19 protein-coding genes are annotated in these 23,940 nt (G+C 51.5%); 6 read left to right on the top strand and 13 right to left on the bottom strand.

Translation table 11 applies throughout. The features are described from left to right. Positions 1–68: 68 nt before the first annotated feature. Positions 69–3,344 carry a DUF5107 domain-containing protein gene (locus tag EDF88_RS12345; protein ID WP_134184917.1) on the bottom strand — a complete coding sequence of 1,092 codons (3,276 nt, stop codon included), beginning with the start codon at positions 3,342–3,344 and terminating at the stop codon, positions 69–71. Positions 3,345–3,459: 115 nt separating this feature from the next. On the opposite strand from EDF88_RS12345, the gene EDF88_RS12340 reads away from it, so the two are divergent. Then, positions 3,460–4,656, top strand: a complete 1,197-nt coding sequence (locus EDF88_RS12340) for an ROK family protein (RefSeq protein ID WP_134184915.1) — start codon at positions 3,460–3,462, stop codon at positions 4,654–4,656. Positions 4,657–4,712: 56 nt separating this feature from the next. After that, positions 4,713–4,886, top strand: coding sequence for a hypothetical protein (locus EDF88_RS24690; protein ID WP_166671971.1), 174 nt, complete (start codon positions 4,713–4,715; stop codon positions 4,884–4,886). Positions 4,887–4,943: 57 nt separating this feature from the next. On the opposite strand, the gene glyA is transcribed toward EDF88_RS24690, so the two are convergent. After that, complete coding sequence (gene glyA / locus EDF88_RS12335) at positions 4,944–6,197, bottom strand: serine hydroxymethyltransferase (RefSeq protein WP_134184913.1); 1,254 nt, start codon at positions 6,195–6,197, stop codon at positions 4,944–4,946. A gap of 392 nt (positions 6,198–6,589) precedes the next feature. On the opposite strand from glyA, the gene hmpA reads away from it, so the two are divergent. Beyond that, positions 6,590–7,780 (top strand): NO-inducible flavohemoprotein, encoded by a 1,191-nt coding sequence (gene hmpA / locus EDF88_RS12330; RefSeq protein WP_134184911.1) that lies wholly within the window; start codon positions 6,590–6,592, stop codon positions 7,778–7,780. A gap of 174 nt (positions 7,781–7,954) precedes the next feature. Here the strand turns inward: hmpA and glnB are convergent, their stop codons facing one another. From glnB to purL, 5 genes are all read right to left on the bottom strand, one after another. Then, a complete protein-coding gene (gene glnB, locus EDF88_RS12325) occupies positions 7,955–8,293 on the bottom strand; it encodes a nitrogen regulatory protein P-II (RefSeq protein WP_002438074.1) in 339 nt (112 codons plus the stop codon). Positions 8,294–8,365: 72 nt separating this feature from the next. Beyond that, positions 8,366–9,703 (bottom strand): two-component system response regulator GlrR, encoded by a 1,338-nt coding sequence (gene glrR / locus EDF88_RS12320; RefSeq protein WP_064513100.1) that lies wholly within the window; start codon positions 9,701–9,703, stop codon positions 8,366–8,368. Further along, positions 9,700–10,419 carry a two-component system QseEF-associated lipoprotein QseG gene (qseG, locus tag EDF88_RS12315; RefSeq protein ID WP_064513102.1) on the bottom strand — a complete coding sequence of 240 codons (720 nt, stop codon included), beginning with the start codon at positions 10,417–10,419 and terminating at the stop codon, positions 9,700–9,702. The genes glrR and qseG overlap by 4 nt, the downstream gene beginning before the upstream one ends. Before the next feature lie 3 nt (positions 10,420–10,422). After that, the gene (locus EDF88_RS12310) at positions 10,423–11,850 is read right to left on the bottom strand and encodes a HAMP domain-containing sensor histidine kinase (RefSeq protein WP_134184909.1); all 1,428 of its coding nucleotides are present in this window, start codon (positions 11,848–11,850) and stop codon (positions 10,423–10,425) included. Between the two features lie 543 nt (positions 11,851–12,393). Next, the gene (purL, locus tag EDF88_RS12305) at positions 12,394–16,281 is read right to left on the bottom strand and encodes a phosphoribosylformylglycinamidine synthase (RefSeq protein ID WP_134184907.1); all 3,888 of its coding nucleotides are present in this window, start codon (positions 16,279–16,281) and stop codon (positions 12,394–12,396) included. 270 nt (positions 16,282–16,551) lie between these two features. Between purL and mltF the strand changes: the two genes are divergently transcribed. Beyond that, entirely contained in the window at positions 16,552–18,108 is a 1,557-nt protein-coding gene (gene mltF, locus EDF88_RS12300; protein ID WP_134184905.1) for a membrane-bound lytic murein transglycosylase MltF, read from the top strand. Here mltF and tadA read toward each other — a convergent pair. Genes tadA through murQ form a run of 4 tightly spaced genes read right to left on the bottom strand, consistent with a single transcriptional unit; the run spans position 17,993 to position 21,467 of the window. Further along, positions 17,993–18,496, bottom strand: a complete 504-nt coding sequence (gene tadA / locus EDF88_RS12295) for a tRNA adenosine(34) deaminase TadA (protein ID WP_074391991.1) — start codon at positions 18,494–18,496, stop codon at positions 17,993–17,995. The two genes, mltF and tadA, sit on opposite strands and share 116 nt — an antisense overlap. 58 nt (positions 18,497–18,554) lie before the next feature. Further along, positions 18,555–19,193 (bottom strand): phosphatidylglycerophosphatase C, encoded by a 639-nt coding sequence (gene yfhb / locus EDF88_RS12290; protein ID WP_064513110.1) that lies wholly within the window; start codon positions 19,191–19,193, stop codon positions 18,555–18,557. A 3-nt stretch (positions 19,194–19,196) separates the two neighbouring features. After that, positions 19,197–20,564 (bottom strand): PTS transporter subunit EIIC, encoded by a 1,368-nt coding sequence (locus tag EDF88_RS12285; RefSeq protein WP_134184903.1) that lies wholly within the window; start codon positions 20,562–20,564, stop codon positions 19,197–19,199. A 12-nt stretch (positions 20,565–20,576) separates the two neighbouring features. Continuing rightward, positions 20,577–21,467 (bottom strand): N-acetylmuramic acid 6-phosphate etherase, encoded by an 891-nt coding sequence (murQ, locus tag EDF88_RS12280; protein WP_134185581.1) that lies wholly within the window; start codon positions 21,465–21,467, stop codon positions 20,577–20,579. A 126-nt stretch (positions 21,468–21,593) separates the two neighbouring features. Between murQ and EDF88_RS12275 the strand changes: the two genes are divergently transcribed. Together EDF88_RS12275 and EDF88_RS12270 are read left to right on the top strand one after the other, a co-directional pair. Beyond that, positions 21,594–22,442, top strand: coding sequence for a MurR/RpiR family transcriptional regulator (locus EDF88_RS12275; RefSeq protein ID WP_134184901.1), 849 nt, complete (start codon positions 21,594–21,596; stop codon positions 22,440–22,442). 55 nt (positions 22,443–22,497) lie between these two features. Next, positions 22,498–22,758, top strand: a complete 261-nt coding sequence (locus tag EDF88_RS12270; protein WP_134184899.1) for a YfhL family 4Fe-4S dicluster ferredoxin — start codon at positions 22,498–22,500, stop codon at positions 22,756–22,758. On the opposite strand, the gene acpS is transcribed toward EDF88_RS12270, so the two are convergent. Then, entirely contained in the window at positions 22,755–23,135 is a 381-nt protein-coding gene (acpS, locus tag EDF88_RS12265) for a holo-ACP synthase (RefSeq protein WP_134184897.1), read from the bottom strand. The genes EDF88_RS12270 and acpS overlap by 4 nt on opposite strands. After that, positions 23,135–23,866, bottom strand: coding sequence for a pyridoxine 5'-phosphate synthase (pdxJ, locus tag EDF88_RS12260; protein WP_134184895.1), 732 nt, complete (start codon positions 23,864–23,866; stop codon positions 23,135–23,137). Before pdxJ ends, acpS begins: the two co-directional genes overlap by 1 nt. Between the last annotated feature and the right edge of the window lie 74 nt (positions 23,867–23,940).

Here is a 23,940-nt window from a genome sequence, read left to right as displayed (position 1 = left end):
ATTCCTCACTTTGTAGAGATACAGAGGAGGCGGGATTTATCTCCCGCCGTTTATTGTTATTTCAGCACTCAGGCAAAGACGCCGCGCTGCATTGCCAGATGCAGCAAGTGCGCTTTGTCGTGTGCCGGGTTTTGTGACAGTAAAGCTTTCAATGCTGCTTCGAACTCGGAGTATTCACCCAATCCCAGATGCCCAAGGGCTGCGACAAACAGGCAGTGTTGCTGGTGTGCAGCCTGACGGTCAGCATCCAGCGCGACCAAATCAGGCAGCGATACGGCAAAGAAATCAGGTTCAGATGGGTCATTAAAGTGGGCGTCGGCCCAGTGAATAAAGCTACGGAATTGCTGTTGAGCCTGCTCTTTGTCACCAGTGCGCACCAACGCCATGGCCTGGTAGAACAAGTAATCGACGGGTTGGTCGTTGTAGTAACGCCCGGCTTCCAGGGTGGAGCCCCCTTCCAGCGCTCGTTCGAAATAGAGCTGAGCGCGTTCAGGCTGCTGGAGTTGTTGTACGCACCAGCCGAGCAGATACCAAATATCGTTATCGCTCTGGCCGACTAAACGCCCCTCACCTAAGTTCTCCGGGTAACTGAGCGCTTGCTGAAGCAACTCTTCTGCTTCGCCCAACTGTTTATTGGCAATGCACTCCAGCGCACGGTATTGCAGGTTAATCAGATACTGTCCGGTGACTTTGCCTTCTCCACCTTCCCACGGGTGGAATTTTCGCCGTGCCAGGACTTGTGCCGCCGCATCGGTTTCACCGTGAATATTCCAAAGACTCAACAATTCAGCAGTGAGGTCGTCGCGTTTAAGTACCACATCACGACGAGCTGCCAGATTCGCCAAACGCTGATCGGTAACGCGCCCGTTAAGTTTTTGCAGGTAATCGAGTTCAAACAAGAAGCGGGCGTTATCGGGCTCGAGTTCAACCGCTCGTTGCAGATAACTTTCGGCAAGCCTTACATCGTGCGTTTTATTCCATGCGTGAATCCCCAACACACGCTGTACTGCAGCGAACTCTGGAAGTTGTTGCGCGGCAAATTGCCAACAGGCAACCGCTTCGCTATACCGACGTTTGCTGTACCAGAAGCAACCAAGCAGATATTGCGCGAAGCCATCATGCGGCAATCGCTGCAACATTTGCACTTCATCCAGGGTATTTGGGAAGCGAACTTTACGGGCAAAGTTTTCCTGCGCCTGTTGAATGAATAGATGTTGTCGAGGGCGGTCAGTGGTTAGCGCTGCACGCCACAAAAGCGGCATCGCCTCTTGTGAATCAAGAATACCCAGCATCTCTTTCGCAGCCGAATCCTTACCAAGACTCACCAGCCACCCGGCCAGAACACTGGCATTCACACCGCGTTTCCCGGTAATACGCACAAGTTCGGCGCGATCAGTTTCATTTTGCATAATGGCCCAGCGGGCGTAGTACAACACGTAACTGAGCGGGTATTCCTCAAGCTGCTGCGCAATCCAGGTCAGGGCGTTTTTTGTTGCTCCTGTTTGGTGTAAAACCAGTGCTTTTAGCCCCATAGCCAGATTATTGCTGGCGTTAAATTTAAGGCTTTGGTTCACAAACGCCAGTGATTGAACCGCATTACCTTTACGCAGCGCCAGACGTGCAAGCGCGTAGAATGCAGCATCGCGGCAGTTACCACTCCAGCTTGCTTTGAAATAATCATCAAACGCGCCGTCGTAATCAGCCTGTTTTTCTTTTACAGCACCGCGCAGCATGCTGGCATCGCCATTTTGTGGGTTCTTGTTCAGACGGTGCGCCCGCTTCAGTGCCGCATCTGCATATTGTTCGGCAAGCGTCCAGTTACCCCGGTTAAACTCAAGCTGCCCGAGGGCTACGTTGCAGCGGTAATCTTCAGGATCTAATGCCAACGCACGCTGGTAATAGTCCAGTGCCGAACGGCTGGCGTGCAGATACTGCTCCAGATGCTGACCGATAAAATACAATTCATCGCAATTGGTGATTTCATGCGGTTTAGCGGGCACACAGGCTGGCTGTGGCAGTGGTAAATCTTCAGGGATATGTTCGCAATAACTGAGAATGATATTGCCCTGGGGATCGCACAGATTTAGCGTCAACCTTTGTGGCCAGTGGTTGCTGAATTTTTCCTGCCACGCCTGCGCGGGTTGTAATGAAAGAGCTGATTTCCAGAGTGTTTGGCCTGCGGCTTCAATGTCGAGTGTAAAATCAGGCAGCGGCTCAATCGCATATACACCGAGGTGCAGCTCGCCGTTGTGGCGTTCCATTTTAATTGCCGCCTGAGTGTTGGCGTTTTGCAAAGTGCCAAGCTGGCTGTATGGCAGGAAGTTCTGCACGAAGACTTTTTCTTCGTAAGGGGCAATCCAGGTGAAATCTGGCTGATTATCGGTAAACACACCGGTCATCAACTCAATATACGGGCCATTTTCATCGGTTAGATTACGGTCCCAGGCCTGGCCGAAATCACAGTTCCCCCATGACCATTGTTTCTTACCCGGTGAAACATGGTGGTCCGCAATATGTAATAAACCGCCCTGCTCGCCATGATGGTAGGCGCCAACAAAATCGTAATCTGATTTATCCGCCATATATGAGGTTGGCACCGGGATATTTTTGTAGCGCGAGATATCCACGCCTGCGGAATAATCAACTTTGTAGTAAGTACCGTGGGCAATCGGGAAGGCAGAAACATCACGCTTACCGTGGTCGAATACCGCCGTGACATCCGGCGGGAAGACGCTTTGGTGATCGTCGCCGCCTTTGACTGCTGGGTTCGCCCACCACAGAAAATGGCGCGGTGTAGCGTTGCCATTGAATACTTTCCCGGTAATTTCAATCAGCGCTTTTTCTGGATAGAGCGTAAAGCCGGTCATCACCTGCAAGCCGCGCATTGGCTCCACTTCACCGAGCCAGACGGTTTGCGCGCCGTTGTCATGTTTCTGGAAAGTCACATCTACCGGCATGAAAGTAGTTGGGCGATGGTGCTGCGGCCAGTTAAATTCAATACCACCGGAAATCCACGGCCCGACCAGTCCAACCAAAGCTGGTTTCACCACTTCGTTGTAGTAAACAAAGTCGCGCTCCATCACTTTGTCGTAGGCGCGATGAATGCGGCCTCCCAGCTCAGGCAATAACATTACGCGGATAAAGTCGTTCTCAATCCATACCGCGTTGTAATCACGCATCTCGCGACTGCCGGTAAGTGTGTCAATAACACCGTAAGGATAAACAGCACCTGAAGATCCCTGATAGACGCGGTTCTCCAGAAACATAGGATTCGGGTCTTCCGCACCGGTAGTCCAGGTGGGTAAAGCAATCGTCTCTTGCCAGACGCTAACGGCTCCGTACATTTCGCTTCTCCAGTAAACAAACAACAGTGAAATACGTTATGTTTGCAGTGTAGAGAACTCATAACGGCTTAGAGCGCTTAATGCTCACACAATAAAGTTAACGGGGTTTAGTGAAATGCATAATTCAGGGCTGAATAATCAACGCGTGCGCCAACTTAACCGCCAGACGATTATGAAACTGGTTTGGCAGCATAAGCGGCTAAGCAAATCGCAGTTTGCGCAGTACACCGGGCTGTCCATTCCAGCGGTGAGTAAGATCCTTGAGGAGTTGGTGAGCGATGGCAAACTGAGCCACTCCAGCGAAAACCTCAGTAACCGAGGCATTAACAGCGGCAGTTACCAAATTCCACCTGATGGCGATTTCATTCTCTGCATGAATGTCACGCCCACCAGTATTGAAAGCCAACTGTGCGACGCACAACTTTCACCGCAAGGGGAATTTGAGCGTATCCATGTGAACGCCGCCACACCGCAGGTATTACTGGCCGCTATTGAGAACATCTGGCGTAATCAACGCAAAATCTGGCCGAAAAAAGTCATCAATCTCGCTCTGGCTATTCATGGGCAAGTCGATCCTGTGACAGGCGTTTCGCAAACCATGCCGCAGGCTCCGTGGCGTGAGCCGGTAGAAATTAAATATCTGCTGGAGGAAAAGCTTGGTGTAACGGTAAGAGTCGATAACGACTGTGTGATGCTGGCGCTGGCAGAAAAATGGCAAAACCCGGCAAACCGCCAGGATTTCTGCGTGATAAATGTGGATTACGGGATTGGTTCATCGTTTGTCATCAACGGGCAGATTTATCGCGGCAGTTTGTATGGCAGTGGGCAAATCGGCCACACCATTGTGAACCCTGATGGCATGGCCTGTGACTGCGGGCGCTACGGCTGTCTGGAAACCGTCGCATCGCTTTCAGCGTTAAAAAAACAGGCGCGTATCTGGTTAAAATCGCAACCTGGTTCGGCACGACAAGACCCGGAAAATGTCACCTCCGCACAGCTTATTTCAGCCTGGCATAGTGGCGATGAACAAGTTCGTAGCTGGGTAGAAAGTGCAGCTAATGCCATTGGGCTGAGTTTGTATAATTTCCTTAATATATTAAATATTAACAATATTTTGTTTTATGGTAGAAGCTGTGGATTTGGCGAGGACTGGCTGGCAACCATCAATCGGCAGATTGGGTTTAATCCGTTTGACCATGGCGATGCGCTAAAGATTAATGCGACACAAATTAGTTTCGGCAAGCTTTCGCGGCCACAGCAAGTGATGGGAATTGGTTATTTGTATGTGGAAGCCACGCTGGGTAAAGAATAAGCCGTGAGGAAATATTCCCCGGATATCCCAGTCAACATCTGGCAAGGAGTGAAATTATGCATAAAGCAGGTGTGATTATTTTCGGGCTGTTATTGGCAGGTTGTGCAGCCCAGACGGTTAATACCCCGCCCCCCTTATCGCCAATGGATGCCTGTATTCAGGCAACTCAGAGCAGCGATACCGTAGCCACTGCGAAGAACTGCAGTTTAATCACGCGCGATCAACATTAGCCATCAAAAACAACAAAGCCCACATAACGTGGGCTTTAGTGACTTACGTAGCGGAAATTATGCGTAAACCGGCAAGCGGGCGCAGATATCCAGAACTTTTTGCTTGGTGCGTTCGATAACCGCTTCGTCGTTGATGCTATCTAACACATCACACATCCAGCCAGCCAGTTCGCGAACGTCTGCTTCATTGAAGCCACGGCGAGTCACCGCTGGAGTACCGATACGGATACCAGAAGTCACAAACGGGCTCTTCGGATCGTTTGGCACGCTGTTTTTGTTCACGGTGATATTCGCGCGACCCAATGCAGCATCAGCTTCTTTACCGGTCAGGTTTTTATCAACCAGATCCAGCAAGAACAGGTGGTTGTCAGTACCGCCAGAAACCACTTTGTAACCACGGTCCAGGAACACAGAAACCATTGCTTTTGCATTCTTAGCAACTTGCTGCTGGTAAGTTTTGAACTCAGGTTCCATTGCTTCTTTCAGTGCAACAGCTTTACCCGCGATGACGTGCATCAGTGGGCCGCCCTGCGCGCCTGGGAAGACAGCGGAGTTCAGTTTCTTATACAGCTCTTCGCTGCCGCCGTTCGCGAGGATTAAACCACCGCGTGGGCCTGCCAAAGTTTTGTGCGTAGTGGTTGTCACAACGTGTGCATGTGGAACCGGGTTCGGGTAAACGCCCGCAGCAATCAGGCCAGCAACGTGTGCCATGTCCACGAACAGTTTCGCATCAACCATGTCTGCAATTTCACGCATTTTTGCCCAGTCAACCACGCCTGAATAAGCAGAGAAGCCACCGATGATCATTTTCGGCTTATGGGCTTTAGCTTGTTTTTCCAGGTCTGCGTAGTCGATATGACCGGTTTCATCGATACCATAAGGAACGATGTTGTACAGCTTGCCGGAGAAGTTTACCGGGGAGCCGTGAGTCAGGTGGCCGCCATGTGCCAGGTTCATACCCAGAACGGTGTCGCTTGGTTCCAGCAAAGTGGTGTATACCGCGAAGTTAGCCTGTGAACCGGAGTGCGGTTGCACGTTAGCGTAATCAGCGCCGAACAGCTCTTTTGCACGGTCGATAGCCAGTTGTTCAACGACATCAACGTATTCGCAGCCGCCGTAGTAACGTTTGCCTGGGTAACCTTCGGCATATTTGTTAGTTAACTGAGAACCCTGAGCCTGCATCACGCGCGGGCTGGTGTAGTTTTCGGAGGCGATCAGTTCAATGTGCTCTTCCTGACGTACTTTTTCTTGCTCCATGGCCTGCCATAAATCGGCATCGTAATCGGCAATGTTCATTTCACGTTTTAACATTCGCATCTCCAGACTCAGCTAACAGTAAAAATTCGAACAGCTTTGAGGGCTCTCTCAAACAACGGGCAACAGTGTAAACCGAATTGGTATCAGGTGATAGGTCTTGACAGAGGTTTTTACGCAAACGATTGGCTCGGCGTCCTGCAAGGGTTTGAAGCCAAAAGTGGCAAGCTATTTCTGCGGATATTAATTCATCATCAACATGCAGAAATTTCACGTTCTGTGAGCCGAATCGACTCAGTAAGTATCCATTTACAATGTAGTGCTTTTTTTTAATCCGATAATTTTATAAGATGCATTTAAAATACATCAATTAGAAAACCCTAAATAATTCGAGTTGCATCTATCACCCCTGCGGCTTGAAATATGACGGGTATAAAAGGAGCCATACCATGCTTGACGCACAAACCATCGCTGTTGTGAAATCCACCATTCCCCTGCTTGCCGCAACCGGCCCAAAACTTACCGCTCACTTTTACGATCGCATGTTCAGCCATAATCCTGAGCTGAAAGAAATCTTCAATATGAGCAACCAGCGCAATGGCGATCAGCGTGAAGCGCTGTTCAATGCCATCTGTGCATACGCGGCTAATATTGAAAATCTGGCGGTGTTACTGCCAGCGGTAGAAAAAATCGCGCAGAAACACACCAGCTTCCAGATCAAACCGGAACAGTACGACATCGTCGGCGGTCACCTGTTAGCAACGCTGGATGAAATGTTCAGCCCGGGCCAGGAAGTATTGGATGCGTGGGGCAAAGCGTATGGCGTGCTGGCAGGCGTGTTTATCAATCGTGAAGCGGAAATCTACCAGCAAAACGCGGCGAAAAATGGCGGTTGGGAAGGCACTCGCGCCTTCCGCATTGTGGCAAAAGAGCCGCAGAGCTCACTTATCACCAGCTTTGAATTTGAACCGCTGGATGGTAAACCAGTCGCGGATTATCAACCAGGCCAATATCTTGGCGTATGGCTGAAACCTGAAGGTTTCCCGCATCAGGAGATTCGCCAATATTCATTGACCCGCAAGCCAGATGGCAAAAGCTATCGCATTGCGGTGAAACGCGAAGATTTGGGCCAGGTTTCAAGCTGGTTACACAACCACGCGCAGATGGGCGATGAAGTGCATCTGGCTGCGCCTGCTGGTGATTTCTTTATGGATGTGAACGGGCAAACGCCAGTTACGTTGATTTCAGCAGGTGTTGGCCAAACGCCGATGCTGGCAATGCTCGATACGCTGGCGAAAAATGACCATAGCGCGCAGGTGAACTGGCTCCATGCCGCTGAACATGGTGACGTACATGCATTTGCGGATGAAGTGAATCACCTGGGTGAACAGTTGCCACGCTTTGAGCGCCACGTCTGGTATCGCACACCATCCGAAAGCTGCCGTGCACAGGCAAAATTTGATAGCGAAGGTTTGATGGATTTACTGACCCTGGAAAGCAAAATCAGTGCACCAGATATGCAGTTCTATCTTTGCGGCCCGGTAAGTTTTATGCGTTTTGCGGCGGAGCAGTTGGTGAAGCTAGGCATAGGGCAGGACCGAATTAATTATGAGTGTTTTGGCCCGCATAAAGTGATGTGATTTATACTCTTCATACTTCGAGTTGCAGGTGCGTTGGCTGCACCCGTTCGCCCCAGTCACATAGTTATCTATGCTCCTGGGGACTTGCGGCCAGGTCGCCTTCCTGCGACTCGAATTATTTTGAGTATTGAAAATGGCGAGTAATATCAATTTAACTCCCGCCATAAAGGCCAGTTAAATCGCGGCGTCGTCTTCTTCGCCAGTACGGATACGCACCACACGCGCCACATCAAAGACAAAGATTTTACCATCGCCGATTTTACCAGTTTGCGCAGTGCGGATAATGGTGTCCACACAGGTATCAACGATGTCGTCTGTGACGACAATTTCAATTTTTACTTTTGGCAGGAAATCCACCATGTACTCGGCACCACGGTACAGCTCGGTGTGCCCTTTCTGACGACCAAAACCTTTAACTTCAGTTACCGTCATGCCGGTGATGCCAACTTCTGCCAGCGCTTCGCGCACGTCATCCAGTTTGAACGGTTTAATAATCGCATCAATTTTTTTCATGGTATTTCCGGTTCCCGCACAACTCAAGTGTGCTGCCTGGTTACAGTAATCGTGGTTTCAAATTACCACAAACTACTCTTTAAAGTCATTGGCATCGAGTTCATGCCTTGAGAGTAATTTGTAGAATTCAGTACGGTTACGCCCCGCTACGCGCGCGGCCTGGGTAACATTACCTTTAGTCATTTGCAGCAATTTTCGCAGATAGTTCAGCTCGAACTGATTACGTGCTTCAACGAAAGTTGGCAGTGCAGTATTCTCGCCCTCCAGAGCCTGCTGAACCAGCGCTTCGCTGATAACGGGAGCGGATGTCAAAGCTACGCACTGTTCAATCACGTTAACCAACTGGCGCACGTTGCCAGGCCAACTTGCCGCCATCAGGCGCTTCATGGCGTCGGTCGAAAAACTGCGCACAAACGGCTTATGGCGATCGGCAGACTGGCGCAATAAATGATTTGCCAGCAAAGGCACATCTTCCGCGCGTTCTTGCAGGGCAGGGATTTTCAGGCTCACTACATTCAGGCGGTAGAACAAGTCTTCACGGAACTCGCCACGCTCCATCGCTTTAGGTAAGTCGCGGTGGGTGGCAGAGAGAATGCGCACATCAATATCGAGATCACGGTTGCTGCCCAACGGGCGCACTTTGCGCTCCTGCAACACACGCAGTAATTTGACCTGCAAGGGAATCGGCATATCGCCAATTTCATCAAGGAATAACGTGCCACCTTCTGCGGCCTGAAACAGCCCTTCTCTGCTGCTGACTGCACCGGTAAAGGCACCACGCGAATGGCCAAACAGCTCAGATTCCAGCAACTGTTCTGGTAATGCTCCACAGTTAATAGCGATAAATGCCTTCTTGCTGCGCGGACTGGCGTTGTGAATGGCCTGCGCAAGGATCTCTTTGCCGGTTCCGCTTTGCCCGTTAATCAGCACGCTGACATCCGACTGGGCCACCATGCGCGCCTGATCCAACAAGCGCAGCATCGTCGGGCTGCGTGTAACAATAGTGTCGCGCCACATATCATCACCGGCAGTGACAGTATGCTCGAGAGCATCGTCAATCGCCTTGTAGAGCGCATCTTTATCAACCGGTTTAGTCAAGAAACTAAACACGCCCTGCTGTGTTGCAGCCACGGCATCAGGAATAGAACCGTGAGCGGTAAGAATGATAACCGGCATTCCCGGTTGTGCTTTCTGGATTTCAGCAAATAACGCCATGCCATCCATTTCATCCATCCGCAGGTCGCTAATCACTAAGTCGATTTTTTCTCGCCCCAGGAGACGCAACCCTTCAGCACCGCTTTCCGCAGTGGAAACGGTATAACCTTCACTGGTCAGGCGCATACCGAGAAGTTTAAGCAGGCCCGGATCGTCATCAACCAGCAGTAATCTGGCGGGTTTACGTTGCGTCATGGTTTCGCCTCCTGCGCGGGTTTGGTATTGTCCGGCAATTCGGCACCGGCAGGTTTGCGGCTGGAAAGCTGGCGTTCGATGTCCGTCAGGTTTTCTAGTTTGCGAGTCGTCAGGCTTAGCTGGCCTCTGAGGCGTTGCTGTTGTTCACGCAACGTATCCAGCTCGTTGTCTGACGACTGTTGTAATTTGCTGTAGCGGGTACGTTCATCTGACAGCGCCAGTAACGACGCTTGCCCATCACGCCACACCTGGAATAACGAGCGCACCTGTGAAGGCACTTCTGTCGTCATCGCATCCAGCTTAACCATGTAACGGCGGCGCTCGGTTGGGCTAATTTTGGCATTCGCCAACAAAATCCCTCTTTTGAACGTGTCGGGCCAACTATCAGATGGCCAGCGGCGTGCTTCAGCTCGCGCCTGAATCGGCGCTAAACGTTCTGCGCAGTCCATCGCCCGAAGCCAATACAGAGGGTTACTCATTGAGTCGTGGCTCTGATTTTGCCAGATATCCTCACAATCCGTAGACAAGTAATCGGCCAGTTGCTGTTCCGGCTCTTCTGCTAGTTGTGGGTGTTTAACATCTTTCGGCACAGTACTCTGAACACAACTCGCCAGTAGTAATGGCACAAGTAATGCGGACAGCGGGCGAATTGAAACTGGGCTGCGTAGGCATGGGATTAAGCCGTTACGCAACACGTGAAAAATAGTCGCTTTCATTTTTTATTTGTTCTCGGGAAAGACAGGTAACTCGATTCGGAAGCAGACATCTGCCGTTTCATCATCAATCAGGTGCAATTCGCCATGCATACGACGGATACAATCCTGGGCGATACTCAATCCCAGGCCGCTACCTTTAACTGCACCTTTACGCTGATGGCTTCCCTGATAAAAAGGTTCAAAGATCATCTCTCGCTCCGCGGACGGAATGGGGTCGCCTGTGTTACAGACATCAATAAAGAGCAAGTGACCCACCTGCGAGCTTCGTAGATAAATGGTACCGGATTCAGACCCATAGTGCACCGCATTGGAATAGAGATTATCCAGCACGCTCATTAACAACATCGGCTCAGCCAGGCAAGCAACCGGGCTAATATCACACTCGGTACGCATCATTTTAGCCCGCGCAGGCAAACTGTGAGCGGCGATAATGACATCCACCAGCGGTGCCAATTCAACTTTACCCATCTCGAGTGGGACATCGGCCAGTTTACGGTTGTAATCCAGTAACTGCTCAATCAATTTTTGTAAGTGGCGGCTACTATTATCAAGAATTTCCACCACCTCTTTTTGATCGTTGGTCAGCGGCCCAACAACCTGATCGGCAAGCAATTCGGTACCTTCACGCATACTGGCTAGCGGTGTTTTTAATTCATGGGAAATATGGCGCAAAAATTCGTGGCGCTGGGACTCAAGCCAGGAAAGGCGCTCACTGAGCCAGACAATTCGCTGCCCAACAGAACGTAGTTCACTCGGCCCTTTAAACAACACCGAATTACCTAATGAACGCCCTTCACCGAGTAAATTAATCATCTTCTCGATACCTTTCACCGGGCCGATAATCATGCGCGTAAAGATAATGACCAATGCAAAGCTCAACAGGAATAACACCAGCGCCTGCCAGCCAAAAAACTGTCCGCGCTCGGCAATCTCTTGTTGAAGTTGCTGTCCACGGGAAAACACCACCGCGCGCGTCGCTTGTACCATTTCAGCATTTTTGGCCGCGAAGTTTTCAAGGTGTGCAGCAGCAGCGGTATCTGGGCCGCTATTTTTGCATTGTATATTGGCAAGGTCTTTTAACGACTGGCTGAGGTCTTTATAAAGATGGTTATCAGGCAAAACTCCGGCATGCGCTTCGAGCATTTGCGTGTAACGCTTACGCTGCCCCTGGTAGACAGTCTCAAGCGTTGCATCATCCAGCACACAATATTGGCGATAACTACGTTCCATTTCCAGAGCAACGTTTGTCATGGCTTCACTGCGGCGAGCATCCACCAGCGTGGTGCGATTTGTTAACGCAGCCTGATCGCTGAGCGCATTAAGGCTTTGCCACGCTTGCCATGCCAGAACCAACAGCGGAACCAGCACCAGCAAAAAGGCCATCATGACGAGCTGACGTAAGGATCGCGGGAAAAAATGCCACTGGTTCAATAGACTTATCTCATTGGGATTCTGGATAATTTGATGCTAGCGGGGATTGGCGGGAGTTTAAAGTCTTGAACGCAGAAACAACAAAGGCAGAGAATAATCTCTGCCTTTGTTCTGGAATCAGGCGGTGCCTTACTCAACGTTTCGCCCGGAGCATGATAAAGCAGTACAAGACTGGCAATAATCAAAAGTCGGACGGCAGGCACCTTGAGTGCATCATTCTATGGTTTATGTAGCACAACCCTTGCGGGGGCTGACATAAGGAGGTGAATGAGCCACTGCGCAGTATTATGCATTATATGTGCCATAGTTGCTACAGGTTATATATACCAATGTTTCTATTATGTTTATTTTCTATAACACACATGAATGATACAGGCTATTTTTTGCACACACTGTCGCCATTTAGCAACACCATAATAACTCAACCGCACATACCATTAAAATCAACAAGTTAAATGTCTCCATTTGGAGACAGTGAAAAATAGCGAATGTCGGGTTTTAGTGACAAAAAAATCCCTGCCGGAGCAGGGATTCTATTAGAGCTTAACCAAGTTGCTTACGCGCATTGCGGAAAATACGCATCCACGGGCTATCTTCGCCCCACTCGGCTGGGTGCCAGGAGTTGCTAACAGAACGGAACACACGTTCAGGGTGCGGCATCATAATAGTGACACGCCCGCTTTCATTGGTTACCGCAGTAATACCGTTTGGCGAACCATTCGGGTTTGCCGGGTAGTTCTGCGTGACCTTGCCGAAGTTGTCGATAAAGCGCAGCGCCACCAGGCCTTTGCTTTCAAGCGCCGCAAGATGTGCCGCATCTCGCACTTCCACATGCCCTTCGCCGTGAGAAACCGCGATTGGCATATGCGAACCGACCATGCCTTGCAGCAGCAGCGACGGGCTTGAAGTGACTTCAACCAGGCTGAAACGCGCTTCAAAGCGGTCTGAATGGTTGCGTACAAAACGCGGCCACAGGTCGCTGCCTGGAATCAGTTCACGCAGGTTCGACATCATCTGGCAACCGTTACACACGCCCAAAGCCAGGGTTTGCGGACGGTGGAAGAATGTTTCGAACTCGTCACGGACACGTGAGTTAAAGAGAATGGACTTCGCCCAACCTTCACCGGCACCCAATACGTCACCATAAGAGAAGCCGCCACACGCCACCAGCGCCTGGAAATCTTCCAGACCACGACGGCCCGCCAGCAAATCACTCATATGCACGTCGATGGCATCAAAGCCCGCACGGTGGAAGGCTGCCGCCATTTCAACGTGAGAGTTAACACCCTGCTCGCGCAGTACAGCAACTTTTGGACGTGCACCTTTAGCGATAAACGGTGCCGCGATATCTTCTTTGATGTCGAAGCTGAGCTTAACGTTCAGGCCAGGATCGTTGTCATTGGCTTTCGCTTCATGCTCTTGATCGGCACATTCTGGGTTATCACGCAGGCGCTGCATCTGCCAGGTGGTTTCTGCCCACCACATACGAAGCGTGGTGCGGCTTTCGCTAAACACTGCGTGCTTATCAGCGGTCAGCGTGAAACGGTCACCCACAACAGCTTTACCGAGGAAGTGAACGCAATCTGCCAGGCCGTGGTCTGCCAGTGTTTTCTCAACCACTTCGCGATCTGCCGCTTTAACCTGGATTACTGCACCTAACTCTTCATTAAAGAGGGCCGCCAGATGGTCTCTACCTAAAGTTGCTATATCGGCTTCCACGCCACAGTGACCAGCAAACGCCATCTCTGCCAGCGTCACTAACAGGCCGCCGTCAGAACGGTCGTGGTAAGCCAGCAGTTTCTGCTCAACCACCAGCGCCTGAATCGCGTTAAAGAAGCCTTTCAGCTGCTCAGCGCTGCGAACGTCAGCAGGTTTGTCGCCCAGTTGACGGTAAACCTGAGAAAGTGCGGTAGCGCCCAGCGCGTTGTGACCAACGCCTAAATCGATAAGCAACAAGGCATTATCTTCGGTATGCAGCTGTGGCGTAACGGTGCGACGGACATCTTCAACACGGGCAAATGCGGTGATAACCAGCGACAGCGGAGAGGTCATCTCGCGTTGCTCGGTGCCCTCCTGCCAGCGGGTTTTCATCGACATTGAATCTTTGCCGACCGGAATGGTCAGGCCAAGCGTTGGGCAAAGCTCTTCACCCACCGCTTTTACCGCTTCATAAAGACCAGCGTCTTCACCCGGGTGACCCGCAGCAGACATCCAGTTAGCAGAAAGTTTAATACGATTTAACGCGCCGATTTGCGTAGCTGCAATGTTAGTCAGTGCTTCACCCACAGCCAGGCGGCCCGATGCTGCGAAATCGAGCAGCGCAACAGGTGCGCGTTCACCCAGAGACATCGCTTCGCCGTAGTAGCTATCGAGGCTTGCCGTGGTGACCGCACAGTTGGCAACCGGGATCTGCCACGGGCCAACCATCTGGTCACGAGCAACCATGCCTGTCACCGAACGGTCACCGATAGTCACGAGGAAAGTTTTTTCTGCAACCGTTGGCAAATGCAGCACACGGTTTACCGCATCAGCTATTGTGATGTTACGGCAATCCAGCGCATCGCCCTTCGCTTTCAGGGTTTCAACGTTACGTTCCATTTTCGGCGTTTTGCCGAGCAGCACGTCCAGCGGCATATCAATCGGCTGGTTGTCGAAATGGTTGTCGTTAAGCGTCAGGTGTTTTTCTTCGGTGGCTTCGCCGATAACGGCATATGGCGCACGTTCACGGCGGCACAGCTCGTCAAACAGCGGCAACTGGTCTGGAGCAACCGCCAGAACATAACGCTCCTGGGATTCGTTACACCACACTTCCAGCGGGCTCATACCCGGCTCGTCGTTCAGAATATCACGCAGTTCGAAACGGCCACCGCGCCCACCGTCGCTCACCAGTTCAGGCATTGCGTTGGAAAGACCACCCGCGCCCACATCGTGGATAAACAGAATTGGGTTGGCATCACCCAACTCCCAACAGCGGTCGATAACTTCCTGGCAGCGGCGTTCCATTTCTGGGTTGTCACGCTGTACGGATGCAAAATCCAGATCCGCATCGGACTGACCGGATGCCATAGAGGATGCAGCGCCGCCACCCAGACCAATGTTCATGGATGGGCCACCGAGCACGATAAGTTTCGCGCCTACGGTAATTACGCCTTTCTGAACGTGGTCAGCACGAATGTTACCGATGCCACCCGCCAGCATGATTGGCTTGTGGTAACCGCGTAATTCTTCGCCGTTATGGCTGTTTACTTTCTCTTCGTAAGTACGGAAGTAGCCAGTCAGAGCCGGGCGACCGAATTCGTTGTTAAACGCCGCACCACCCAGAGGGCCGTCAGTCATGATGTCCAGCGCGGTAACAATACGGTCCGGCTTGCCAAAATCTTCTTCCCACGGCTGTTCAAAACCAGGGATACGCAAGTTTGAAACGGAGAAACCAACCAGGCCCGCTTTCGGTTTAGCACCACGGCCCGTCGCACCTTCATCACGGATTTCGCCACCGGAACCGGTCGCAGCACCCGGCCATGGGGAAATGGCTGTTGGGTGGTTGTGGGTTTCAACTTTCATCAGGATGTGCGCATCTTCCTGGTGATAGTCGTAACGGCCCGCTTCGTGGTCGGCAAAGAAGCGCCCTACCTGTGAGCCTTCCATCACTGCGGCGTTATCTTTATAGGCAGATAACACGTAGTCAGGCGTTTTCTCGAAGGTGTTTTTAATCATTTTGAACAGCGATTTAGGCTGCTCTACGCCGTCGATAATCCAGTCGGCGTTGAAAATTTTGTGGCGGCAATGTTCGGAGTTAGCCTGCGCGAACATATACAGCTCGATGTCGTTCGGGTTGCGCCCCAGTTTGGTGAACGCATCCTGCAAGTAGTCGATTTCATCTTCTGCTAAAGCCAGCCCTAAACGGATGTTGGCTTCAACCAGTGCTTCGCGACCTTGTGTGAGCAGGTCAACACTTTGCACCGGCGCAGGCGTGTGATGAGAGAACAACTGCTGTGCATCATCAAGCGAACCAAATACGCTTTCCATCATGCGGTCATGCAGCAATGTGGCAACGTCCTGGCGCTGTGCGTCGGTCAGTTGGCTTGCAGTGACGTAATATGCCACGCCACGTTCCAGGCGCTTAACTTTCGCCAGGTCGCAATTATGGGCAATATCAGTCGCTTTAGAGGACCAGGGTGAGATGGTACCAGGACGCGGCGTAACCAGAATCAGGTGGCCTGTCGGGGCGTGGTCGGCAAGGGTTGGACCATATTTCAACAACCGTTGCAGACGGGCGTGCTCATCAGAGTCGAGCTGCGCGTCGAGATCGGCAAAGTGAACATACTCGGCATAAATGTCGCTGACCGGAAGGTTGGCGTCATTGAAGCGGGCCAGTAATTTGTTAATACGAAATGCCGATAAAGCGGGCGAACCACGCAGAATTTCCATCATCAAAGATCTCTCGTCTTCGAAACGCCAGGGGGACGCTTCAGTGGGCGCAAGGGGAAAACGGGCGCCATTATAGATAATCCATCGCCGTGACGAAACCGTTTGCGTATAAATAAGTGGATTACTTTTCATTGCTTAAAATTCAGCCAGAAATGTTGAATAAGTTGCGCGGTGGCGTTTTGTTAAGCAAAATGCGCCACACCTTTTTGTATAACCTCAACTTTTGAAGCCTGTTGTTAGCGAAGACTCGACGCACCGCAGAAGATTAACTATTTGAAAAGATTTAAGATTAATTATCTGCTCATCGGTGCCGTAACCGTGTTGCTGGCAGTGGCGCTCTGGCCCTCCATACCCTGGTTCGGACAAACCGAAAACCGTATCGCCGCAATTCAATCGCGGGGGGTTTTGCGCGTCAGTACTATTGAGTCACCGCTGACCTACACCCTTTATCAAGGCAAAAAAATAGGCCTTGATTACGAGTTGGCTCAGCAGTTTGCTGACTATCTTGGCGTGAAGCTGGAAGTCACTGTTCGTCCGAATATCCAGGAACTGTTTGATGACATTGATAATAACGATGCCGATGTGATTGCGGCAGGACTGGTCTATAACGCGCAACGCGGTCAGCGTTACCAGGCCGGCCCGGCATACTATTCAGTTTCCCAGCAGATGGTTTATCGCATCGGGAGCCCACGCCCCAAAACGCTGGCAGGTGTCAAAGATAACCAGCTTGTACTGTCGCCAGGCGTAACTTCACTGAATGCCTTGAACAAGCTGAAAGCAGAAAAATTCCCGGATTTAAGCTGGCGAGTTGATGATCAACACAGCAGCACTGAACTGATGCAAAAAGTGGTTGATGGAGAGATTGCCTTTACCATTGCAGACTCTGTTGCCATCAGCACCTTCCAACGCGTCCATCCACAGCTTGCTGTCGCTCTGGATGTGACCGACGAGCAGCCGGTCACCTGGTTTAGCACGTTAGATAATGATGATAGCCTTTCCGCGGCTCTACTCGATTTCTATAACCGCCTTAATAGCGATGGCACCTTTGCACGTCTTGAAGAGAAATATCTCGGTCACGTTGGGGATTTTGACTACGTAGATACACGTACCTTCCTAAAAGCGGTTGATACCGTGCTACCAACGCTTCAGCCGTTATTCGAAAAATATGCCACTGAAATAGACTGGCGTTTGCTGGCGGCAATTTCGTATCAGGAATCGCACTGGGATGATCAGGCCACCTCACCAACTGGTGTGCGTGGGCTTATGATGCTGACCAAAAATACCGCGCAAAGTCTCGGTGTTACTGACCGGTTAGACCCAGAGCAAAGCATTGAAGGTGGGAGTCGTTATCTGAAAGATATGATGTCAAAAGTCCCTGATAGCGTGCCAGAGGAAGAGCGTATTTGGTTTGCTCTGACGGCATATAACATGGGGTATGCCCACATGCTTGATGCCCGTCAGCTTACGGCGAAGCAGAAAGGTAACCCGGACAGTTGGGCGGATGTCAAAACTCGGCTACCGTTACTGAGTCAAAAACAGTATTACAGCAAAACTACTTATGGTTACGCCCGTGGCCATGAGGCGTATGCCTATGTAGAAAATATCCGTAAGTATCACATTAGTCTTGCGGGATATTTGCTTGAAAAAGAGAAGCAGGTGGCACAAGAAGAAAAATATGCCGAAGCTTACCCGGCGGTAGCCCCTGTAGAACTTGCTACTCCGAGCTACGGGCCTTTTCCTTTAGGGCCTTTTTCTCCAGACGGCGGGCTCGAAAAAAAGCACTTAACATTGCCGAGCACTCTTCTGCCAGTACGCCCTCAGTCACCATAACCTGGTGATTCATACCAGGATGCCCTACCACGTCCATCAGAGATCCAATCGCCCCGGTCTTAGCATCGCGCGCGCCAAACACCAGGTTTCCGATACGTCCATGCACCATCGCACCTGCACACATAACGCACGGTTCGAGGGTGACATAAAGTGTTGTTTCCAGCAGACGGTAGTTTTGCAGCACCAAACCGCCCTGACGCAACGCCATAATTTCAGCATGTGCTGTCGGATCGTGTCGTCCGATAGAGCGGTTCCAACCTTCACCAATCACCTGGTTGTTATGGACCAACACTGCACCGACCGGAACTTCACCTTCTTCCCACGCACGGCGAGCAAGCGTCAACGCATGGCGCATCCAGTGTTCGTGATTCAATTCGCTTTCTGACAAGGGATTCTCCGGCCTATATTCGGGCGCGCATTATACACAGTCGTTATGCCAGACGGAATTATTCGAGCTGCTGTAACTGGCCCTGTGGCGTAACCCGCCAGCGGTGCTGGCAAAAATAGAGCAGAGGGTTGTCCTGGTTGCTGTCGCTGTAACCGCTGTAGAGTTGCAAAGGTGTGCCGATTTGCTGTTCCAGCTGTGAGACTTTTTCATGCCCAAGGCAGCGCAATGTAAGCACCCACCCACCATGAGAACGCTTGATTTGGCTGGCTATAAGCTTCACTTTCGGCAACCACGGTGTATCGAAATAAACCTGCTGAACAAGCGGTTGCGGTGAGCCAGTAATCAGCCAGACATCAGCATCTGAACTTGTCAGATAATCGGTAAGGCGCTGCTGCACAACCGGAAAAGCTGTAACTTGCCCACGGAACCAGGTGACGAAGTTTGCTTCCAGCTCTTTGAGGCGCTTTTCACTGTGGCCGAAAGTCGCGCCCCACAGCAACAGGCTCATCGGCCAGCGGGCGGCACGCCCTTTAATCAGCAACGTGCCCCCGATCACCGGCAAAAGCGGGATGACAAGTAACAGATTGAGTGGTTGATGGCGCAGCAGGTAGCGCAAGAAGCTGCCAAACATATCCTGCTGATGCAGCGTGCCATCTAAATCGAAAAATACTACCCGACGCTCACTCTGAGTTGTCAAACGTTACTCCTCTGGATCGTTAAAGCCCATAAACCATGTAAATAAGAACCCTGCGATAACCGCTATCAGAAAGCCTAACAGATAGAGCATCACTTTTCCGGTAACAATGGTTAATGCCAGCGGTAAACCTGAAATGCCAAATGTAATAACCGTCGCCACTTTCCAGTAACTGATCAGCGCCCCGCCAACCGCACCACCCAAACACGCACCGATAAACGGCTTGCCCAGCGGTAAAGTCACACCAAAAATGAGCGGTTCGCCAATACCCAACAGCCCGACCGGCAACGCCCCTTTGATAAGTTTTTTCAGGCGCTGATTGCGCGTTTTCATGAAGACCGCGATAGCTGCACCCACTTGCCCGACTCCTGCCATGGCCAGAATGGGCAGCAATGCGTTCTGGCCATGAGTCTGGATTAGCTCGACATGAATGGGCACCAACCCCTGATGCAAACCGGAAAGCACCAACGGCAAGAATGCACCGGAAAGCACTGCACCAACCACCAGGCCACCTTTGTCGATTGCCATTGTTGCGCCGTGAGCAATCGCGTCAGAAATCAGGCCACCTAACGGCTGCAAAGCAACAATCGCAATCGATGCAGTAATGAGCGTCGTCAGAAGCGGATTGAGGATCAGCTCAATCGAACCAGGCAACAACTTGCGTAAACGTTTTTCAATCCAGCACATCAACGCCACCACCAGCAACACGGCGATAACGCCGCCACGACCTGGCTGGAGGTTTTCACCAAACAGGTGGATTTGCGCGAGTTGCGGGCTGGAAAGTATCCCCGCCATCACGCCACCCATCGCCATCGAACCGCCGAATACTTTGGCGGCATTGACGCCGACCAGAATATTCATAATAGCAAACACCGCACTACCAAAGATGGCGAGTAAGCCGAGAATGTTCGGGTACTGGGTTGCAAGGTCACCCACAATATCCGGGCGTTTGAGGATATTAATAATCCCCGTAATCAGCCCGGAAGCAATAAAAGCCGGAATCAATGGAATAAAGACGTTTGCCAGTTTACGCAGCGCTTCGCTCATCGGCGCCTGATAACGCGCTTTGGCTTGTGCCTTATTCTGCGCAATATCATCTTCACTAGAGGTAGTCTGGCCATTGCTTTGCAGCAGCTCGCGCATGGCATCCACCACTTGTGCGGCACGCCCTGGCCCGACAATCAGTTGATGCTGTGCACCCTGCTTCACATAGCCGCTGACACCTGGCAGTTTTTTCAAACCAGCAATATCCAGCAGTCCATCGTCATTCACTTCTACCCGCACGCGGGTCATGCAGTTTTCGAGACGGGCGATGTTTGCCTGCCCACCGATGCCAAGCAAAATCTCACTGGCCAGAGCCGCTGTCTTATCCATGATTCAGTACCTTTATTTTAAGGCGGAGCGGAGGTAACCGTGGCTAACTGCCAGGCGCACTTGCGCGGTTTGAGCATCAACACCGGTGAGTAGCATGAGAATGGCGGGCTTAACTTCATAATCCGTTTGTTTCAGGGCGTTTTCTGCGTCTTCACGGCTGGCACCGGTCGCTTCAACAACAATACGGCAGGCGCGGTCTACCAGCTTGATATTGGTGGCTTTCATGTCCACCATCAGGTTCTGGTAGACCTTGCCCAGTTTGACCATCGAGCCTGTGGAAATCATATTCAGTACCAGCTTCTGTGCAGTGCCAGATTTCAGACGAGTGGAACCGGTCAACGCTTCCGGGCCTACGACCGGAGAAATGGCAATTTCAGCTTCCAGCGCAATAGCGGAACCCGGATTACAGGAAATAGCGGCAGTACGGCAACCGAGGTTACGGGCATAACGCAGGCCACCAATAACGTATGGCGTACGGCCTGATGCAGCAAGCCCAACCACCATATCGTTAACCGTCAGGTCTAACGCTTTCAGGTCGTCTTCACCCAATTGCTGATTGTCTTCGGCACCTTCGACAGCTTTCAGCAATGCCCCAGGACCTCCGGCAATTAAACCAATCACCAGACCGTGTGGCACACCAAATGTGGGTGGGCATTCGGAAGCATCCAGCACACCAAGACGCCCACTGGTTCCGGCACCCATATAAATCAAACGCCCACCCGCTTTTAGTGATTCGGCTGCAGCATCTACCGCCAGGGCCACTTCCGGTAGTGTTTTTTCGACCGCACCGGCTACCAGAGCATCCTGCTGGTTAAAACGTTCGACCATCGCGAGCGTTGAGAGGCAATCGAGATCCATTGTTTGTGGATTACGAGTTTCAGAAACGAGTGAGCCGAGATTCATCATGCACCTTTGAATATTTAATTCCTTATAGTTTCCATATGATGGAATATAAAATTCATTCAGGCGAGCGTAATTTACGTTATTATGGAGCGGCTCACATTATTGACCCGGCAGACTGGAGAGGACATGAACTGTTTACTGCGTATTCGAAGCCGCTACTCAACGCTTGCACAGAGTGACCGTAAACTGGCCGACTTTCTGCTGGAGAAACCCGACTACGCCCGCCATTTAAGTTCACAACAGCTAGCGGCAGAAGCCGGAGTGAGCCAGTCGAGCGTGGTGAAGTTCTCCCAAAAACTGGGGTTCAAAGGCTTCCCTGCCCTGAAACTCGCCATTAGTGAAGCTCTCGCGAGCGGCCAGCAATCGCAATCAGTCCCGGTGCATAATCTTATTCTGGGTGATGATCCGCTGCGCCTGGTTGGTGAGAAGCTGATCAAAGATAATATGGCGGCGATGCATGCAACGCTTGACGTCAACAGCGAAGAAAAGCTGCTGGCGAGCGTGAACATGCTGCGCAATGCGCGACGCGTTCTGCTAGTTGGCATCGGTGCATCCGGGCTGGTTGCCAAGAATTTTGCCTGGAAGCTGATGAAAATCGGCATTAACGCGGTGGCTGAGCAAGACATGCATGCGCTACTTGCGACGGCGCAAGCCTCAAGCAGTGACGATGTATTACTGGCGATTTCTTATTCTGGTGAACGGCGTGAGATAAACCTCGCGGCAGATGAAACCCTGCGCACTGGGGCGAAGATCCTCGCCATCACGGGCTTTACGCCAAATGCTTTACAGCAACGCGCGACACTGTGCCTGTACACCATCGCCGAAGAGCAGGCGACACGCAGTTCGGCGATATCCTCCACCAGCGCGCAAATGATGTTAACCGATTTACTGTTTATGGCACTGGTACAGAGGGACTTGGAGCACGCACCGAAGCGCATTCGTCACAGTGAAGCACTGGTAAAAAAACTGGTTTGATCGGGGATTGGGCGTATAATGCCCGCCCTGTTTCTGATGTTATCGAGATTTCCCCATGGCGCTACTTATCACTAAAAAATGTATTAATTGCGATATGTGCGAGCCGGAGTGCCCGAACGAGGCAATTTCCATGGGTGACAGCATTTACGAAATCAATACCGACCGTTGCACCGAGTGCGTTGGGCATTACGAAACGCCAACCTGCCAGAAAGTTTGCCCGATCCCGAATACCATCATCGGCGATCCGGCACATATTGAGAACGAAGAGCAACTGTGGGACAAATTTGTTCAGTTGCATCACGCCGATAAACTTTAATTCTCGATGATCACCGTCGCACACGCATAGTGCCGTTCATCGGCAAGAGTAACGTGTACTGATCGCACACCCATTATTTGCGCCACTCGCTCCGCCTCTTCCCAAAAACGTAGCTGCGGCTTACCCAAAGGATCGTTAAACACTTCGAACTGGTTAAACGCCAGGCCGTTACGAATGCCGGTGCCAAATGCTTTAGCTGCCGCTTCTTTTACTGCAAAACGTTTTGCAAGAAAGCGCACCGGTTGCTGGTGCGCCTGATATTGCAACCATTCGTTGGCGCTGAGCACACGCTTTGCCAGGCGGTCGCCGGAACGCGAGATAACGCCTTCAATACGCGCTATCTCTACGATGTCGGTGCCAAGGCCAAGAATCGCCATTAGCTACGCGCTTCCTGCATCAGGCGTTTCATTTCTGTCACAGCCTCTTTCAGGCCACTCATTACTGCGCGGCCAATAATCGCGTGACCAATATTCAGCTCATGCATTTCTGGCAGGCGAGCAATGGCTTTCACGTTGTGATAAGTCAAACCGTGTCCCGCATTCACTTTCAGGCCTTTGCCTGCGGCGTATGTTGCTGCTTCGGCGATACGAGCCAACTCTTTTGCCTGAGTCGCTTCATCTTTGGCATCAGCGTAACAGCCCGTGTGGATTTCGATATAGGGCGCACCAACGGCAACCGCGGCATCAATTTGTGCGTGGTCGGCATCAATGAACAGGGAAACCAGAATACCGGCGTCGGCCAGACGTTTGCAGGCATCACGCATTTTATCCAGCTGGCCTGCCACATCGAGGCCACCTTCAGTGGTCACTTCCTGGCGTTTTTCCGGCACCAGGCAGCAGAAATGCGGTTTGGTTTCGCAAGCGATACCAATCATCTCTTCGGTAACAGCCATTTCCAGATTCATACGAGTGTCGAGGGTCTGACGCAGGATGCGCACGTCACGGTCGGTGATGTGGCGGCGATCTTCTCGCAGGTGAACCGTAATACCGTCTGCTCCAGCCTGCTCGCAGATAAATGCAGCCTGTACAGGATCAGGATATGCCGTGCCACGCGCGTTACGAAGCGTTGCGATGTGATCGATGTTTACGCCTAACAGTAATTCAGCCATGCCTTTCCTCGGGTTCAGAACGGTTTAAGTTCAGGCAGTTTACACCGGGTAAGGAAAGCGTGGCTACGGCCTTG

The sequence above is a fragment of the Buttiauxella sp. BIGb0552 genome (assembly GCF_004366275.1).
Taxonomy (GTDB): Bacteria; Pseudomonadota; Gammaproteobacteria; order Enterobacterales; family Enterobacteriaceae; genus Buttiauxella; species Buttiauxella gaviniae.
Note: the sequence above shows the minus strand (reverse complement) of the source record. Positions and strands in the feature narration are given on the sequence as shown.

Coding starts and splice junctions, on each gene's coding strand:
- purL (WP_134184907.1), bottom strand. CDS start 16,281: ATGATGGAAATTCTGCGTGGTTCGCCCGCTTTATCGGCATTTCGTATT.
- pdxJ (WP_134184895.1), bottom strand. CDS start 23,866: ATGGCTGAATTACTGTTAGGCGTAAACATCGATCACATCGCAACGCTT.
- qseG (WP_064513102.1), bottom strand. CDS start 10,419: ATGAAAGCGACTATTTTTCACGTGTTGCGTAACGGCTTAATCCCATGC.
- EDF88_RS12340 (WP_134184915.1), top strand. CDS start 3,460: ATGCATAATTCAGGGCTGAATAATCAACGCGTGCGCCAACTTAACCGC.
- glyA (WP_134184913.1), bottom strand. CDS start 6,197: ATGTTAAAACGTGAAATGAACATTGCCGATTACGATGCCGATTTATGG.
- glnB (WP_002438074.1), bottom strand. CDS start 8,293: ATGAAAAAAATTGATGCGATTATTAAACCGTTCAAACTGGATGACGTG.
- EDF88_RS12345 (WP_134184917.1), bottom strand. CDS start 3,344: ATGTACGGAGCCGTTAGCGTCTGGCAAGAGACGATTGCTTTACCCACC.
- hmpA (WP_134184911.1), top strand. CDS start 6,590: ATGCTTGACGCACAAACCATCGCTGTTGTGAAATCCACCATTCCCCTG.
- glrR (WP_064513100.1), bottom strand. CDS start 9,703: ATGACGCAACGTAAACCCGCCAGATTACTGCTGGTTGATGACGATCCG.
- EDF88_RS24690 (WP_166671971.1), top strand. CDS start 4,713: ATGCATAAAGCAGGTGTGATTATTTTCGGGCTGTTATTGGCAGGTTGT.
- murQ (WP_134185581.1), bottom strand. CDS start 21,467: ATGAATCTCGGCTCACTCGTTTCTGAAACTCGTAATCCACAAACAATG.
- EDF88_RS12275 (WP_134184901.1), top strand. CDS start 21,594: ATGAACTGTTTACTGCGTATTCGAAGCCGCTACTCAACGCTTGCACAG.
- EDF88_RS12285 (WP_134184903.1), bottom strand. CDS start 20,564: ATGGATAAGACAGCGGCTCTGGCCAGTGAGATTTTGCTTGGCATCGGT.
- EDF88_RS12270 (WP_134184899.1), top strand. CDS start 22,498: ATGGCGCTACTTATCACTAAAAAATGTATTAATTGCGATATGTGCGAG.
- acpS (WP_134184897.1), bottom strand. CDS start 23,135: ATGGCGATTCTTGGCCTTGGCACCGACATCGTAGAGATAGCGCGTATT.